Here is a 16,325-nt window from a genome sequence, read left to right as displayed (position 1 = left end):
GCCCGTGCAGCCACTGCGCAAGGCCGATCCTTCGGCGATCGCCGGGTACCGCCTCCTGAGCCGCCTCGGCGCCGGCGGCATGGGTGTCGTCTACCTCGCCCGCTCGACCGGCGGTGCGCTCGCCGCGCTCAAGCTCATCCGCGCCGAGCACGCCGCCGACCCCGGCTTCCGGGAACGGTTCCGCCGCGAGGCGCGGGCCGCCGAACGCATCACCGGCCGCTGGGTCGTCCGTGTCCTCGGCGCCGACCCGGAGGCCCGCGAGCCCTGGCTGGCGACCGAGTACGTGCCCGGGCCCTCGCTCGCCGAGGCCGTCGCCCTGCACGGCACCCTGCCCGAGCCGACCGTACGGGCCCTCGGCGCCCGTCTCGCGGCCGCGCTCGCCGACATGCACGAGGCAGGGCTCGTCCACCGGGACGTCAAGCCGGGAAACGTCCTCCTCGCCCTCGACGGGCCCCGGCTGATCGACTTCGGCATCGCCAGGACCGCCGGGGCCACCGCCCTGACCGCCACCGACGCGATGATCGGCACCCCCGGCTTCCTCGCCCCCGAACAGGCCCGCGTCGCCGGCTCGGGGGAGGTCGGACCGGCCGCCGACGTCTTCTCGCTCGGCTGCGTCCTCGCCTACGCGCTCACCGGTGAACGCCCCTTCGGTACGGGCGCGGTGGCGGCCGTCGTCTACCGCACGGTCCACGAGGAGCCCGCACTCGACGACGTACCGGACACGATCCTTCCCCTGGTCACGGCCTGTCTCGCGAAGGACCCGGAGGACCGGCCCACGGCGGCCGAGGTGCGGGCCACCCTGGGGGAGGCCGGGGGCCCGGCGGGGGACTGGCTGCCGGACGGCCTGCCCGCCCTGATCGCCCAGCGCTCCTCCCGGGTCCTCGACCTGCCGGTGCCGGAGCCCACGATGCTCGTGGCCGACGAGCCCCCGCAGGGCCCTTCGCGCCGCCGGTTCCTGATCGGCGCCTCGGCGGCGGCCGCCGTCGGCGCCGGCGGCCTGACCGCCTACCTGCTGAGCCGTACGCCCTCCGGAAGCGGCGGCAGCGGCGGCGGTACGGGCACGGGCGCGCAGCTCGCCACGTACACGATCGGCGTCGTCACCGACCTGAGCGGAGCGACGAAGGTCGACGGGCGGGCGCAGGAACGCGGGGCGCGGCTCGCCGTGGAGACCCACAACGCCCGCGCCGACCGCACCTTCGACATGGCCCTGAAGGTCATCGACGACGGGGGAGACCCGAAGCGCGCCAAGGCGGCCGCCCGGGCCCTGGTCGGCATCGGGAACCTGGCCGTCGTGACCGGCCCGACGGTCACCGGGACGGACATGGCCATCTACGACGAACTCCTCGTCCACAAGATCCCGTTGGTGAGTGCGGTCGCCTCGGTGATGGAATCGGACCTCGCCGGAACGGGCAACGCCCAGTACTACCTCGAGGCCCGGGCCTCGCCCGATGTGATGGTCGTGGCCTTCGGCCGGTGGCTGAACGAGCACGACCGCCGCAGAACCGCCGTCATCGAGGACCGGGCGGCCGGACGGTCCGCCTGGTTCGCCGCCAGGATCCTGAAGGAGAACCCCCCTTCGTCCGAAAGAGGGGGCGTCACCACCTCCCACCCGGTGGAGGCGGGCAGCGAGGACTTCGAGTCCGTCGTCCGGCGGGCCCTCGCGGCGCGCCCCGACGGCGTGTACTACGCGGGGACGTCGCCCCGTCGGGCCGCGCTGTGCGCCAAGGCCCTGGCCCGTCAGGGGTACAAGGGGCCGTGCGGCAGCACGGAGCAGGTTCTCCAGCCAGAGTTCCTGAGCCTGGCGGGCCCGGCGGCGGAGGGCTGGTACTTCGGCACCAGCTACGTCGACCCCGGCCGCATGCCGGCTGGAAAACGGTTCGCCGCCGCCTATCGCGAGCGCTGGAAGCTGCCTGCGACAGCACCGTTCGAGCGGTACGCGACGGAGGCGTACGACATCGTCCACTGGATCGCGCAGGTGCTGCGCACGGCGCTCGCGAACAAGGTGGAGAACGAGGGTTCCGCCGTCGTGAACGGTCTGCGCCAGGGCCCGTACGAGGGGATCGCGAAGACGTACCGGCCCGACCTGAGGAACAGCAAGGACGCGGAGCTGAACGCGGTTTTCCTCTGGCAGGTGCGCGGCGGGGTCCCCACCTACCGGGGCCCCTTCGCCACCGCCGCGAAGGAGGACTGACGAGGGGCCCGGCCCGCGCCGCGGACCGGGCCCCTCGGACGGGCGTCAGCCGACGACCGTCCAGGTGTCGTTGCCGGTCAGCAGCTGGGCGAGGTCGCCCTTGCCCCGCTGTTCGACGGCCTTGTCGAGCTGGTCCGCCATCAGCGTGTCGTACACCGGGCGGTCCACCGAGCGGAAGACGCCGATGGGCGTCTGGTGGAGGGTGTCCGGGTCCGCGAGGCGGGAGAGCGCGAAGGCCGTGGTGGGGGTGGCCGCGTGGGCGTCGTGGACGAGGATCCGGGACTCGTTCTCCGGGGTGACCGTCACGACCTGGAGGTCGCCGGTCGCCTGGTCGCGGACGACGCCCTTCTCGTTCTCGGCGCCGAAGCGGATCGGCTGCCCGTGTTCGAGGCGGATGACCGCCTCCTTGGCCTGGTCCTTGTCCTTGAGGACCTCGAAGGCGCCGTCGTTGAAGATGTTGCAGTTCTGGTAGATCTCGACGAGCGCCGTGCCGTTGTGCTCGGAGGCCTGGCGGAGCACCTCGGTGAGGTGCTTGCGGTCGGAGTCGACCGTACGGGCCACGAAGGAGGCCTCCGCGCCGAGCGCGAGCGACACCGGGTTGAAGGGCGCGTCGAGCGAGCCCATCGGGGTCGACTTGGTGATCTTGCCGAGCTCGGAGGTGGGGGAGTACTGGCCCTTGGTGAGGCCGTAGATCCGGTTGTTGAAGAGCAGGATCTTCAGGTTCACGTTGCGGCGCAGGGCGTGGATCAGGTGGTTCCCGCCGATGGACAGCGCGTCGCCGTCGCCCGTGACGACCCAGACGGAGAGGTCGCGGCGCGAGGTGGCGAGACCGGTCGCGATGGCCGGCGCACGGCCGTGGATGGAGTGCATCCCGTAGGTGTTCATGTAGTACGGGAAGCGGGAGGAGCAGCCGATGCCGGAGACGAAGACGATGTTCTCCTTCGCCAGCCCGAGCTCGGGCATGAAGCCCTGCACGGCGGCGAGGACCGCGTAGTCACCGCAGCCCGGACACCAGCGGACCTCCTGGTCCGACTTGAAGTCCTTCATGGACTGGGCGGCCTCGGCCCTGGGCACCAGGTGCAGGAGCGACTCACTCATCGATGGCCTCCTTGAGAGCGGCGGCGAGCTGCTCGGCCTTGAACGGCATGCCGTTGACCTGGGTGTGGCTGCGGGCGTCGACGAGGTACTTCGCCCGGACGAGGGTGGCGAGCTGGCCCAGGTTCATCTCGGGGATCACGACCTTCTCGTACCGCTTCAGCACCTCGCCGAGGTTCTTCGGGAAGGGGTTGAGGTGGCGGAGATGGGCCTGGGCGATGTGGCCGCCCTCGCGCCGGATGCGGCGGACGGCCGCCGTGATCGGCCCGTAGGTGGAGCCCCAGCCGAGGACCAGGGTGCTCGCGCCGTCCGGGTCGTCGACCTCGACGTCGGGGACCTCGATGCCGTCGATCTTGGCCTGGCGGGTGCGGACCATGAGCTCGTGGTTGGCGGGGTCGTACGAGATGTTGCCGGTGCCGTCCTGCTTCTCGATGCCGCCGATGCGGTGTTCGAGGCCGGGGGTGCCGGGCACGGCCCAGGGACGGGCGAGGGTCTCGGGGTCGCGCTTGTACGGCCAGAAGACCTCGGTGCCGTCGGAGAGGGTGTGGTTCGGCCCGGTGGCGAACGGGGTCGTGAGGTCGGGCAGGTCCTCGACCTCCGGGATCCGCCACGGCTCCGACCCGTTGGCCAGATAGCCGTCCGACAGCAGGAAGACCGGCGTGCGGTAGGTGAGCGCGATCCGGGCGGCGTCCAGGGCGGCGTCGAAGCAGTCGGCGGGCGTCCTCGGGGCCACGACCGGGACCGGCGCCTCGCCGTTGCGGCCGTACATGGCCTGGAGGAGGTCGGCCTGCTCGGTCTTGGTGGGCAGACCGGTGGAGGGTCCGCCGCGCTGGATGTCGACGACGAGGAGCGGCAGCTCCAGGGAGACGGCGAGTCCGATGGTCTCGGACTTCAGCGCCACACCGGGGCCGCTCGTGGTGGTCACGGCGAGGGAGCCGCCGAAGGCCGCCCCGAGCGCGGCGCCGATCCCGGCGATCTCGTCCTCGGCCTGGAACGTCCGCACGCCGAAGTTCTTGTGCTTGCTGAGCTCGTGCAGGATGTCCGAGGCCGGGGTGATCGGGTACGAGCCGAGGTAGAGCGGCAGGTCCGCCTGGCGGGCGGCGGCGATCAGACCGTACGAGAGGGCCAGGTTCCCGGAGATGTTCCGGTACGTGCCGGTGGGGAAGGCCCGGGTCGCGGGCGCGACCTCGTAGGAGACGGCGAAGTCCTCGGTGGTCTCGCCGAAGTTCCAGCCGGCCCGGAAGGCGGCCACGTTGGCCTCGGCGATCTCCGGCCTCTTCGCGAACTTCTGGCGCAGGAAGGTCTCGGTGCCCTCCGTCGGCCGGTGGTACATCCAGGACAGCAGCCCGAGCGCGAACATGTTCTTGCTCCGCTCGGCCTCCTTCCGGGACAGGCCGAACTCCTTGAGGGCCTCCAGGGTCAGCGTCGTCAGCGGCACCGGATGGACCCGGTACCCGTCGAGCGAGCCGTCCTCCAGGGGCGAGGTCGCGTACCCGACCTTGGCCATCGCCCGCTTCGCGAACTCGTCGGTGTTGACGATGATCTCGCCGCCGCGCGGCACGTCCCCGATGTTCGCCTTCAGGGCGGCGGGGTTCATCGCGACCAGCACGTTCGGGGCGTCGCCCGGGGTCAGGATGTCGTGGTCGGCGAAATGGAGCTGGAAGGACGAGACACCCGGCAGGGTTCCGGCAGGGGCCCGGATCTCGGCCGGGAAGTTCGGCAGCGTGGAGAGGTCGTTCCCGAAGGACGCCGTCTCCGAGGTGAAGCGGTCACCCGTCAGCTGCATGCCGTCACCGGAGTCACCCGCGAAGCGGATGATCACCCGGTCGAGCCGGCGCACTTCCTTCTCGGTGCCGTGGTGGGGCGTCGCCGGAGCGCTGCGCTGCTCCCCGACCAGGGCCTCACCGGCCTCGCTACTGACCTGGCTGGTCACTGAACTGGACCTCCCTCGCGGCAAGGGGACTCTCCGCCGGAGGCGGGGAGAAGGCTCGGGGTGCGGCAGGAGGCCTCCGTACGGAGATCACCTTCCGTCCCGAGGCCCACCCTACGACGGTAAGGGGGGCCTTCCCGGGACTTCTCACATCGTGAACCTCTTTTTGAGACGCCCTCTTGCCCTGAATCGTCACGTTCTGTCGCCACCCGGAGTGTTCCGGAAAGTCGGATTCCGCCTCATCCTTTGGAACTAGGACCAGGATATCTGACAGGGTGTCAGATGATCAGGACTTCAGGTACGTCAATACCGCGAGCACCCGGCGATGATCACCCTCGCTCGGGGAGAGACCCAGCTTCAGGAAGATGTTGCTGATGTGCTTCTCCACCGCGCCGTCGCTCACCACCAGGGCTTTCGCGATGGCGGAGTTCGTCCGGCCCTCGGCCATCAGACCCAGGACCTCCCGCTCGCGGGGGGTCAGGTTCGCCAGCACGTCCTGCTGCCGGCTCCGCCCGAGGAGCTGCTGCACGACCTCGGGGTCCAGGGCCGTACCGCCCCCGGCGACCCGGACGACGGCGTCCACGAACTCACGGACCTCCGCGACGCGGTCCTTCAGGAGATAGCCCACGCCACGGGTGGAACCGGCCAGAAGTTCGGTGGCGTACTGCTCCTCCACGTACTGCGACAGGACGAGCACGCCCAGCCCCGGGTGCTCCTTCCGCAGCCGCACCGCCGCCCGCACGCCCTCGTCGGTGTGCGTCGGCGGCATACGTACGTCGGCCACGACGACGTCCGGCAGCGCGCCCTCGCCCGCGAGGCCCGCGACGGTCTCCACGAGAGCCTCCCCGTCCCCCACGCCGGCGACGACCTCGTGCCCCAGATCGGTCAGGAGCCGGGTGAGCCCCTCCCTGAGCAGTACGGAATCCTCGGCGATGACCACCCGTACGCGCCCCGCCACACCTTGCCCACTCACGCCCTGCAGCCCCCTGCTTCGGTCCACCACTTGAACCTTCAGCATGTCAGCTCAAGCCTCCACCGTGGGCGGCACGCCACCCTTCACATCGGGCCCGCGCCCGTGCTGGGCGGTACCTTGCCCGGCTGGGCGGTGCCCCGCCCGTGCGGGCCCGCGCCCCGGCCCCGTGTGAGCCCGCGCCAGGCTGGGCGGCGCCCTCGCCCGTGTGGGCCCGCGCCCGTGCTGGGCGGTGCCCACCTCCGTGTGGGCAATCGTCCCGCTGGGGCGGGACGGGTGGGCACACGGGACGGCGCCCATGCGGGCGCCTCCGCCTTCCGCGCCTGGACCCGCACCCCAGCGGCGGCGCACAACGTGGTGCGGGTCAGGGAGCGGAAGCCTCTGGCGCCGACAGGGCGCGGGTCCGTTGCGCCCACCCGTTCCGCCCCGGCGGAACGATTGCCCACAACGGGGGGCGGAGGCCCCGTGTGGGGGCTACGCGCGCCAGGGGAGTTCCGCCGTCACCGTCGTCGGGCCCCCCGCCGGCGAGTCCACCGCCAGCACCCCGTCCACCGCACCGACCCGCTCCGCGAGCCCCGCGAGCCCGGAGCCGCCGTCCGAGACGCTCGCGCCGCCCACCCCGTCGTCCCGTACCTGAAGCATCAGCCGGTTCTCCGTGCGCCACACGTCCACCCAGGCCCGCCGCGCCCCCGAGTGCCGAGTGACGTTCTGGAGGAGTTCCGAGACCGTGAAGTAGGCGATGCCCTCGATCGCCGGCACCGGCCGCGCCGGCAGGTCCACGTCCACGGAGACCGGGACCGAGCACCGGGAGGCCACGGCGGAGAGCGCCGCGTCCAGGCCCCGGTCGGTGAGGACGGCCGGGTGGATGCCCCGCGCGAGGTCCCGCAGCTCCTGGAGGGCGAGCTTCACCTCGCCGTGCGCCTCGTCGACGAGTACCGCCGCCGCCTGCGGGTCCCGCGCCAGCTTCTCCTTCGCGAGCCCCAGGTCCATGGCGAGCGCGGCGAGCCGCGCCTGCGCGCCGTCGTGCAGGTCGCGCTCGATGCGCCGCAGATCGGCCGCCGCGGTGTCGACGACCACCCCCCGGTCGGACTCCAGCTCCGTGACGCGCGAGGCGAGGCGCGACGGGCCGAGGAGCCCGGAGACGAGGAGCCGGTCGACGGAGACGAGCCCCCGCAGCACCCACGGTCCGATGAGGACGAACACGAGCCCGATCGCGCTGGTCACGGCGATCTCGAAGGGCGCGTCGAGGTAGAAGGAGTGGGTTGCGTCGCCGTACAGCTGGATCCCGTCCTGCCCCACCCACGTGGGGAAGACCCACTGCCACAGCGGGTACGTGAAGAGGCTCCAGCCCCAGGCGTACAGCGCCACGGTCACCGAGAACGAGAACACCGCCCACGGCATGTGCAGGACCGCGTACAGCAGGTGCCGCCACGACGCACCGCTCTTGAGCATGGCCCCCATCCACGAGAACGCCCCGCCGGTCCGCCCGCGCACCGGCTCCGGCGCGGCGACGTCGAGGTCGAGCAGCCCGCGCGCCCGGGTCCGCTCCACCGCGCCGAAGCCCCGGCACATCCCGAGCGCCCCGGCCAGGATCGGCACGCCGAGGAAGGTGATGAGCAGCCCGGCGCCGGCCGAGACGAAGGCGACGGCGAGCGAGAACCAGACGACGCTCAGCGGCAGCCCGATCAGCACGTACAGGAAGGCACGCCAGGTACGGGCCTCGAACGGCGCGCGGATCGCGGCGGGCAGGGGGAGGGAGGCCATCGCGGTGTTCCTTCTCTGCTGGGAGCGGGCGTGGCGGGCGGTACGTGTTCCAGGTTTCCGTCCCGCCGCCCGCCGGACCATGAGGCGGGTGGGCGTCTGAGGGCGGGGGTTTTCCCTACCTGCGGGAGGTGGCCGCTCCCTGCGGGAGACAGCCGCTACCTGCGTGAGGCGGTCCCTACCTGCGGGAGGTGGTCGATAACCGCGCGAGACGGCCGCTACCTGCGAGACGCCGGCACCGGCCGCGACCGCCACGGCAGCTCCGCCGTGACCGTCGTCGGACCGCCCTCGGGGGAGTCCAGGACCAGCAGCCCGTCCACCGCGCCGAGCCGCTCCGCGAGCCCCGCGAGCCCCGTACCGCCGTCGAAGCTCGCCCCGCCCGCCCCGTCGTCCCGCACCTGGAGCATCAGTCGCTCGCCGGCCCGCCAGACCTCCACGGAGGCGGACCGGGCCCGCGCGTGCTTGGAGACGTTCTGGAGGAGTTCCGAGACCGTGAAGTACGCGATGCCCTCGATCGCCTCCGCCGGCCGTTCCGCCAGGTCCACGTTCACCGTCACCGGCACCGTGCAGCGCGCGGAGACGGAGGAGAGCGCCGCGCTCAGGCCCCGGTCGGTGAGGACGGCCGGGTGGATGCCCCGGGCGAGGTCCCGCAGCTCCTGGAGGGCGAGCTTCACCTCGCCGTGCGCCTCGTCGACCATCGCCGCGGCGGCCTCCGGGTCCTCGAGCAGCTTCTCCTTGGCGAGGCCGAGCCCCATCGCGAGGGCCACGAGCCGCGCCTGGGCGCCGTCGTGCAGGTCGCGTTCGATGCGCCGCAGGTCGGCGGCGGAGGTGTCGACGACCACGCTCCGGTCCGACTCCAGCTCGGCGATCCGCCGCTCCAGCTCGTCGGAGGGCGAGAGCAGTCCCCGGACCATGCCCCGGTCGCCGTTGGTGAGGCCCCGGGCCAGGAAGGGCAGGACGGGCCAGAGGACGACGAGCGAGACCAGGCCGAAGGTGAACGTCATGATTCCCCAGGGCAGCCGGATCAGCCCGTACAGCTGGGTCCGCCAGGCCACCGGGTCCTTCAGCGATCCCCACAGCCAGCCGAAGAAGCCGCGGTGCCGTGGCAGCGGGGAGGGCTCGGCGACCTTCACCCCGAGCAGCCCGCGGGCCCGCGCCCGCTCCGACCGGCCGATCAGGCGGGCGCCGCCGAGGCCGAGGGCGAGCAGCGGCAGCCCGATCACGGTCACCGAGAGGCCCACGCCGAGGGCGATGCTGACGATCGCGTAGACGAAACCGGCCAGCGAGGTGAAGAGGTTGGAGAGGAGGAAGGCGATCTCCTTCCAGGTCTCCTTCCCATAGGCGAACCGCAGCGGCGGGCGCGGTTTTTCGGCGGAGCCGGAGGAGTCGGACGACTCGGTGGACTCGGCGGGATCAAGATCGGCGGTCATGCTCCCCAGACTGCCGGTCGGGGAGGGCGCGGCGCCATGGGGGAGGTGGGTGAGCGGAAGGGGGGCTATCCCCACTTGCCGGAGCGCTCAAGAAGGCACCCGCGACTGCTTACGGTCCCTTTAGCAGGGCCTAGACTCGCGTGCGTACAGAAGTGACTCATGAGACACCGAGACCGAGGGGCGGACGTGCGGGAACCGACCGTTGTCGCGGCCGACGCGGCGGACTACTTCCAGACGTACTCCGTCGTCGGCCTGCTGGCCGTCGTCGGCGTGCTGTTCGTCGCCGTGGCGTTCGGCGCCGGGCGGCTGCTCAGGCCCGTCGTGCCGACGCCCGAGAAGCTCCTCACCTACGAGTGCGGTGTCGACCCTGTCGGGGAGGGCTGGGCCCATACCCAGGTCCGCTACTACGTGTACGCCTTCCTCTACGTCATCTTCGCCGTCGACTCGATCTTCCTCTTCCCCTGGGCGACGGTCTTCGCCGCGCCCGGATACGGCGCCACGACCCTGGTCGAGATGTTCGTCTTCCTCGGCTTCCTGGCCGTGGGGCTGCTCTACGCGTACAAGAAGGGCGTCCTGGCATGGACGTAACACCCCTGCCCGCTCCGAAGCTGGGGCCGCTCGCCCGCCTGGCCCCCGAGCCGATGAAGGTGGTCCTGAACTGGGGCCGCCGCTACAGCCTGTGGGTCTTCAACTTCGGCCTCGCCTGCTGCGCGATCGAGTTCATCGCCGCGTCGATGGCCCGGCACGACTTCATCCGGCTCGGCGTGATCCCCTTCGCGCCGGGACCGCGCCAGGCCGACCTGATGATCGTCTCGGGCACCGTGACGGACAAGATGGCGCCGGCCGTGAAGCGTCTGTACGAGCAGATGCCCGAGCCGAAGTACGTCATCTCCTTCGGCGCCTGCTCGAACTGCGGCGGCCCGTACTGGGACTCGTACTCGGTCACCAAGGGCGTCGACCAGATCATCCCGGTCGACGTCTACGTCCCCGGCTGCCCGCCGCGCCCGGAGGCGCTGCTCCAGGGCATCCTCAAGCTCCAGGAGAAGATCGCCCGGGAGAGCCTGGCCGAGCGGTACGCGACCGCCGCCACGGTCTCCCAGCTGACCAGCCCCCTGGTCGAGCGGCCGGGAGGCACGGCATGACCGGCTACGACTCCCTCCCCGAGGCCGTGACGGAGATCTTCGGCGAGGAGGCGACGGCGGAGCACGCGTACGACCTCCTGACCGTCGACGTGCCGCCGGCGACCTGGCTCACAGCCCTTGAGACCGCCCGGGACGTCCTGGGCTGCACCTACTTCGACTGGCTGAGCGCGGTGGACGAGCCCGGTACGGGCTTCCGCGTCTGCGCGCACGTCGTGGCGCTGGGGGAAGGGGCCCCGAAGCGCCTCCTGCTGCGCACGACGGTCCCGCACGAGGCCCCCGTCCTCCCGACGGCGATCGGGGTGTACGCGGGCGCGGGCTGGCACGAGCGCGAGACCCACGAGATGTTCGGCGTCGCCTTCGAGGGCCACCCGCACCTCGTCCCCCTCCTGCTCCCCGAGAACTTCGAGGGCCACCCGCTGCGCAAGGACTTCGTCCTCGCGGCCCGGGTCGCCAAGGCGTGGCCGGGCGCGAAGGAACCGGGCGAGTCGCACGACGGCGGCGGTCCGAAGCGTCGGCAGATGCTTCCGCCCGGCGTCCCCGACCCCAACGAATGGGGTCCCCTGAAGGGCCAGCTCCCCCCGGCCCCCACCCGCCCCGCCCGCGCGGCAGCGGGCGACCGCCCGGCCCGCGCCGCGGCCGGCGACCGCCCGGTCCGCCGCGCCCGCACGACCACGGAGGGCTCGGCGAGCCAGGTGACTCCGGAGCCGGGTGCTTCGACGGAGGACCTCACGGCCGCGGAGACCCCGGCCGCCACGGCCCGCCCGCCGCGCCGCTCCCGCACGACCGCGGACGGCTCGGCGAGCCAGGCGGCCCCTGAGCCGGGCGCGACGACGGAGGACCTCACGGCCACGGAGACCCCGGCCGCCACGGCCCGCCCGCCGCGCCGCTCCCGCTCGGCGGCCGACGGCTCGGCGAGCCAGGCGGCGCCGGAGGCAGCGGCTGCGGAGGGCGAGGCCCCGGACACGGCCGGTCCCGCGTCCCGCGCGGCGGCCGCCACTCCGCGTACCCGCAGCTCGGACGCCCCCTGGCACCACGCGCGCCCGGCCTTCGACGAGGAGCCGGCGGCACCGAAGCCCCCGACCGAGCCCGCGCCGCCGGAGGCACCTGCCACCGAGGCCGCACCGCCGGAGGCACCTGCCACCGAGCCCGCGCCGCCGGAGGCACCTGCCACCGAGCCCGTGCCGCCGGAGGCACCCGCCACCGAGCCCGCGCCGCCGGAGGCACCTGCCACCGAGCCCGCGCCTCCGGAGGCACCCGCCACCGAGGCTCCGGGTCCGGACGCCCCGGCGGAGGCAACCGCCCCCGAGTCCGACGCGGCCCGCCCCGCCCAGCAGGGCGAGTCCACCCCCGAGCCCACCGACCAGCCCACCGACCCCGCCGGAGGCGATCCCGCGTGAACGACGCACTCGACGTCGCCGTCAGGCTGCTCATCGTCTTCGGTGTCTTCCTCGTGCTGCCGCTCGTCGTCGGGCAGACCGAGCACAAGGTCATGGCCCACATGCAGGGCCGCCTCGGCCCCATGTACGCCGGTGGCTTCCACGGCTGGGCCCAGCTCGTCGCCGACGGCGTGAAGTTCGCGCAGAAGGAGGACGTGGTCCCGAAGGACGCGGACCGGCGGATCTTCCAGCTCGCGCCGGCCGTCGCCCTCCTCCCGTACCTCCTCGTGCTCGTCGCGATCCCGATCGGCCCGAGCGAAGGGGCCGTCGGGCAGCTCGTCGACGCCGGCATCTTCTTCGTGCTCGCCGTGATGGGCGTCGGCGTCCTCGGCAGCCTCATGGCCGGCTGGGCGTCGGCGAACAAGTTCTCGCTGCTCGGCGCCCTGCGTACGGCCGCCCAGCTCCTCGCGTACGAGCTCCCGATGCTGCTCGCCGCCGCCTCCGTGGCGATGGCCGCCGGCACCGTCTCGCTGCCCGGCATCCTGAACGCCTTCGAGTGGTGGTGGCTGCCCTGGCAGATCATCGGCGCGCTGGTGTTCTTCGTCGCCGGCCTCGCCGAGCTCCAGCGGCCCCCGTTCGACATGCCGGTCGCCGACTCGGAGATCATCTTCGGCGCGTACACCGAGTACACCGGTCTCCGCTTCGCGCTCTTCCTGCTCGCCGAGTACGCGGGCATCGTCGTCCTCTGCGGTCTCACCACCGTCCTCTTCCTCGGCGGCTGGCACGGCCCCTTCGGCGCCGACGGCCTCGGCTGGGTCTGGACCCTCCTCAAGACGGCCGTCCTCGCCTTCGTCGTCATCTGGCTGCGGGTGAGCTACCCGCGCCTGCGCGAGGACCAGCTCCAGAAGCTCGCCTGGACGACCCTCGTCCCGCTCGCGCTCGCGCAGATCGCGCTCACCGGCATCGTGAAGGTGGCGATCCAGTAATGCCTCCCATCCCCGGTTCCGGCCTCGCCAAGGGCCTCGCCGTCACCCTCCGCACGATGACCCGCAAGACGGTCACCGCGCAGTACCCCGAGGTGCAGCCCGAGCTGCCGCCCCGCACCCGCGGGGTCATCGGCCTGTTCGAGGAGAACTGCACGGTCTGCATGCTCTGCGCCCGTGAGTGCCCCGACTGGTGCATCTACATCGACTCCCACAAGGAGACGGTGCCGGCCGCCGCCCCCGGCGGCCGCGAGCGCAGCCGGAACGTCCTCGACCGCTTCGCCATCGACTTCTCGCTCTGCATGTACTGCGGCATCTGCATCGAGGTCTGCCCCTTCGACGCGCTGTTCTGGTCGCCCGAGTTCGAGTACGCGGAGACCGACATCCACGAGCTCACCCACGAGCGCGACAAGCTCCGCGAGTGGATGTGGACGGTCCCCGAGCCGCCCGCGCTCGACCCGCACGCGGAGGAGCCGAAGGAGATCGCCGCGGCCCGCAAGGCGGCGGAGAAGGCCGCCGCCCAGGCGGCGGCCACGGAGGACCAGCAGTGACCCTCGCAGCCACAGCCGCAGCCCACGGCTTCCTCTCGCCCACCGGCGTCGAGATCGCCTTCGTCCTCGTCGGCCTCGCCACCCTCGGCGCCGCCCTCGTCACCGTCACCACCCGCCAGCTGGTGCACGCCGCCCTCTGGCTGGTCGTGGCGCTCGGCGGGCTCGCCGTCGAGTACCTGCTCCTGACCGCCGAGTTCATCGCCTGGGTCCAGGTCCTGATCTACGTCGGTTCCGTCGTCGTCCTCCTCCTCTTCGGTCTCATGCTCACCAAGGCCCCCATCGGCCGCTCCCCGGACGCCGACTCCGGCAACCGGCCGGTCGCCCTCGCCGTCGCCCTGGCCGCCGCGGCCGCCCTCGTCTGGGTCGTCGTCGACGCGTTCCGTACGACCTGGATCGATCTGGACGGCCCCGCCCAGGGCTCCACGGGCGTGACCGGCGAGATCCTCTTCCAGCACTGGGTGCTGCCCTTCGAGGCGCTGTCCGTGCTGCTCCTCGCCGCCCTGGTCGGCGCGATCGTCCTCTCCCGGAAGAAGAAGGAGGACGAGAGCTGATGCACCTCGCCTACCCGGCCGTCCTCGCCGCCCTCCTCTTCGCCGTCGGTCTCTACGGTGTCCTCGCCCGCCGCAACGCGATCCTGGTCCTGATGTCCGTCGAGCTCATGCTCAACGCCGTCAACCTCAACCTGGTCGCCTTCGACGTCTGGCTCCGCGACACCCTCCACGCCGGCCAGGCCCTCACCCTCTTCACCATCGCCGTCGCCGCCGCGGAGATCGGCATCGGTCTCGCCATCGTCCTGATGGTCCACCGCAACCGCGGCACCGCGGACATCGACCGTCTCCGCGACACCAAGGAACAGCCGTCGGCCGAGGAACAGCCGTCCGTCGAGGAGAAGGCCGAGGCCGCCGCGTGACCACGACCACCCTCGCCGTCCTCGTCCCCCTCCTCCCCTTCCTCGGCTCCGCCGCCGGCCTCCTGCTCGGCCGCACCGCGCCCGGCTTCGTCCGCCCGCTGGCCGTGCTGCCGACGCTCGCCGCCGCCGTACTGGCCGCGGTCGTGGCCTTCCGCCAGGGCGGCGGGAAGGCGATCGACGCCGCCACCCAGCTCACCCCGACCGGCTCGATCCCCATCGAACTGAGCCTCCACATCGACGGCTTCGCCGCCCTCGTCGCGGTCCTGGTCGGCGTGGTCGCCACCTGCGTGCAGGTCTACTCGACCGGCTATCTGCGCCACGACCCGCGCTACCCCTCGTACGCGGCGCTGGTCTCCCTCTTCACCGCCGCGATGCTGCTGGTCGTGTACTCCGGCGACCTGATGGTGCTGCTGGTCGGCTGGGAGGTCATGGGCATCTGCTCGTACTTCCTGGTCGGGCACTACTGGGAGACGCCCGAGGCCCGCTCGGCCTCCCTCAAGGCCTTCCTCGTCACCAAGCTCGGTGACGTGCCGTTCCTGATCGGCCTCTTCGCGCTGGCCACCGACGCGGGCAGCTTCGAGATCACGGGCGTGCTCGGCGCCGTCGCGAGCGGCGGCCTCGACCACCCCACCCTGATCGCGCTGCTGCTGCTCGCCGGCGTCGCGGGCAAGTCCGCGCAGTTCCCGCTCCACACCTGGCTCCCCGACGCCATGGCCGGCCCCACCCCCGTCTCCGCGCTCATCCACGCGGCGACGATGGTCGCCGCCGGCATCTACTTCGTCGCCCGGCTCCTCCCGGTCTTCGCCGCCTCCGCCGCCGCGATGACCGTGCTCGCCGTGATGGCCGCGATCACGATGGTCGGCTCGGGGCTCGCCGCGCTCGCCCAGGACGACATCAAGCGGGTCCTCGCCTACTCGACGATCGGCCAGCTCGGCTACATGGCCGGCGCCCTCGCCGTCGGCGACCGGGGTGCCGCGGTCTTCCACCTCCTCTCGCACGCCGCGTTCAAGGCGCTGCTCTTCCTCGCCGCCGGCGCGGTCATCCACGCCGCCGGTACGAACTCGCTCACCGCCATGTCCCGCATGAGCGGCCTCGCGAAGCGCATCCCCGACGCGTACTGGACGATGACCGTCGCCCTCCTCGCGCTCGCCGCGATCCCGCCCTTCGCCGGCTTCTTCTCCAAGGAAGCCGTCCTCGTGGCCGCCGAGCACACCGCCCTCGGCGAGCGGGACGTCGCCCCCGCCGGGGCCGGCTGGATCGTCCTCGTCGCCGGACTGATCACGGCCCTGCTGACCGCCGCGTACGCGCTCCGCCTCTGGCTGCGGACCTTCCGCGGCCACGGCCCCGAGGCGCCGGACCACGGCCGTCAGCCGATCGCCATGACGAGCGTCCTGTGGGTCCTCGCCATCCCCTCCCTCGGCTTCGGTCTGACCGTCACCTACCTCGACGACTGGCTCGACGGGCACCCCCTCACCCCGACCCTGACCACGGCCGTCCTCGGCACGGGCCTCGCCGCCGCCGGAGCCGTCATCACCTACGCGGTCTGGCGCACCCTCGCCGCCCGCACCCCCGCCGCGGGCCCCGTCCCGCACGTCGCCCACCCGGACGCCGAGGCGGGTCAGGTCGAGGCGGAGGCGCTGCACCTGCCGCACCCCGCCGAGGACCCGGCCGACCCCGGCCGCGCCCTCCTGGGGCCGCTGCACGGCGCGGCCGCCGACGGCTTCCACCTGGACGCCGTCTACCGGACCGCCTTCGTCCGCCCCGTACTCGCCGCCGCCTCCCTGGTCCGCTTCCTGGACCGCGAGGTCGTCGACACGTACGTGAGCGCCGCGGGGAACTCCGCCAAGGGGCTCGGATGGCTCGTCCGCCGCGCCCAGACCGGCAACGTGCAGACCTATCTGAGCGCCCTGCTCGCCGGCTCCGTCGTCCTGGCGATCGCCGCCGTCGCCCTCGCCAACGCCGTCGGAGCGTGAGCCGTGATCGATA

At 72.6% G+C, this 16,325-nt stretch carries 14 protein-coding genes; 9 read left to right on the top strand and 5 right to left on the bottom strand.

Annotated features, from left to right (window positions below):
• Positions 1 to 4: 4 nt before the first annotated feature.
• Positions 5 to 2,191 (top strand): bifunctional serine/threonine-protein kinase/ABC transporter substrate-binding protein, encoded by a 2,187-nt coding sequence (locus AC07AW_RS05470; RefSeq protein ID WP_478814138.1) that lies wholly within the window; start codon positions 5 to 7, stop codon positions 2,189 to 2,191.
• Positions 2,192 to 2,236: 45 nt separating this feature from the next.
• Here AC07AW_RS05470 and AC07AW_RS05465 read toward each other — a convergent pair whose 3' ends face one another.
• The 5 genes from AC07AW_RS05465 to AC07AW_RS05445 all read right to left on the bottom strand — a co-directional run bounded on the left by AC07AW_RS05465 (position 2,237) and on the right by AC07AW_RS05445 (position 9,377).
• The gene (locus AC07AW_RS05465; RefSeq protein WP_478814137.1) at positions 2,237 to 3,289 is read right to left on the bottom strand and encodes a 2-oxoacid:ferredoxin oxidoreductase subunit beta; all 1,053 of its coding nucleotides are present in this window, start codon (positions 3,287 to 3,289) and stop codon (positions 2,237 to 2,239) included.
• The gene (locus tag AC07AW_RS05460; protein WP_478814136.1) at positions 3,282 to 5,219 is read right to left on the bottom strand and encodes a 2-oxoacid:acceptor oxidoreductase subunit alpha; all 1,938 of its coding nucleotides are present in this window, start codon (positions 5,217 to 5,219) and stop codon (positions 3,282 to 3,284) included. Before AC07AW_RS05460 ends, AC07AW_RS05465 begins: the two co-directional genes overlap by 8 nt.
• Positions 5,220 to 5,502: 283 nt before the next feature.
• Positions 5,503 to 6,234, bottom strand: a complete 732-nt coding sequence (locus tag AC07AW_RS05455) for a LuxR C-terminal-related transcriptional regulator (RefSeq protein ID WP_478814135.1) — start codon at positions 6,232 to 6,234, stop codon at positions 5,503 to 5,505.
• Positions 6,235 to 6,660: 426 nt separating this feature from the next.
• Positions 6,661 to 7,950 (bottom strand): sensor histidine kinase, encoded by a 1,290-nt coding sequence (locus AC07AW_RS05450; protein WP_478814134.1) that lies wholly within the window; start codon positions 7,948 to 7,950, stop codon positions 6,661 to 6,663.
• A 215-nt stretch (positions 7,951 to 8,165) separates the two neighbouring features.
• Entirely contained in the window at positions 8,166 to 9,377 is a 1,212-nt protein-coding gene (locus AC07AW_RS05445; RefSeq protein ID WP_478814133.1) for a sensor histidine kinase, read from the bottom strand.
• A gap of 159 nt (positions 9,378 to 9,536) precedes the next feature.
• Between AC07AW_RS05445 and AC07AW_RS05440 the strand changes: the two genes are divergently transcribed.
• From AC07AW_RS05440 to AC07AW_RS05405, 8 genes are read left to right on the top strand one after another with little or no spacing between them, the layout of a single operon-like run.
• Positions 9,537 to 9,965 carry an NADH-quinone oxidoreductase subunit A gene (locus AC07AW_RS05440; protein ID WP_327163673.1) on the top strand — a complete coding sequence of 143 codons (429 nt, stop codon included), beginning with the start codon at positions 9,537 to 9,539 and terminating at the stop codon, positions 9,963 to 9,965.
• Complete coding sequence (locus AC07AW_RS05435) at positions 9,956 to 10,519, top strand: NADH-quinone oxidoreductase subunit B (RefSeq protein ID WP_190157505.1); 564 nt, start codon at positions 9,956 to 9,958, stop codon at positions 10,517 to 10,519. Before AC07AW_RS05440 ends, AC07AW_RS05435 begins: the two co-directional genes overlap by 10 nt.
• On the top strand, positions 10,516 to 11,916 hold the full coding sequence (locus tag AC07AW_RS05430) for an NADH-quinone oxidoreductase subunit C (RefSeq protein WP_478814132.1): 1,401 nt from the start codon (positions 10,516 to 10,518) through the stop codon (positions 11,914 to 11,916). The genes AC07AW_RS05435 and AC07AW_RS05430 overlap by 4 nt, the downstream gene beginning before the upstream one ends.
• Positions 11,913 to 12,881: a complex I subunit 1/NuoH family protein gene (locus AC07AW_RS05425; RefSeq protein WP_478814131.1), complete on the top strand. Its 969-nt coding sequence runs from the start codon at positions 11,913 to 11,915 to the stop codon at positions 12,879 to 12,881. The genes AC07AW_RS05430 and AC07AW_RS05425 overlap by 4 nt, the downstream gene beginning before the upstream one ends.
• Complete coding sequence (locus AC07AW_RS05420; protein ID WP_478814130.1) at positions 12,881 to 13,429, top strand: NuoI/complex I 23 kDa subunit family protein; 549 nt, start codon at positions 12,881 to 12,883, stop codon at positions 13,427 to 13,429. The genes AC07AW_RS05425 and AC07AW_RS05420 overlap by 1 nt, the downstream gene beginning before the upstream one ends.
• Complete coding sequence (locus AC07AW_RS05415) at positions 13,426 to 13,980, top strand: NADH-quinone oxidoreductase subunit J family protein (RefSeq protein ID WP_478814129.1); 555 nt, start codon at positions 13,426 to 13,428, stop codon at positions 13,978 to 13,980. The genes AC07AW_RS05420 and AC07AW_RS05415 overlap by 4 nt, the downstream gene beginning before the upstream one ends.
• Positions 13,980 to 14,339 carry an NADH-quinone oxidoreductase subunit NuoK gene (gene nuoK / locus AC07AW_RS05410; protein WP_478814128.1) on the top strand — a complete coding sequence of 120 codons (360 nt, stop codon included), beginning with the start codon at positions 13,980 to 13,982 and terminating at the stop codon, positions 14,337 to 14,339. The genes AC07AW_RS05415 and nuoK overlap by 1 nt, the downstream gene beginning before the upstream one ends.
• The gene (locus AC07AW_RS05405; protein WP_478814127.1) at positions 14,336 to 16,312 is read left to right on the top strand and encodes an NADH-quinone oxidoreductase subunit 5 family protein; all 1,977 of its coding nucleotides are present in this window, start codon (positions 14,336 to 14,338) and stop codon (positions 16,310 to 16,312) included. Before nuoK ends, AC07AW_RS05405 begins: the two co-directional genes overlap by 4 nt.
• Positions 16,313 to 16,325 lie beyond the last annotated feature (13 nt).

Source organism: Streptomyces sp. NPDC044003 (assembly GCF_056435185.1).
This window is presented reverse-complemented; position numbering and strand designations above follow the sequence as displayed.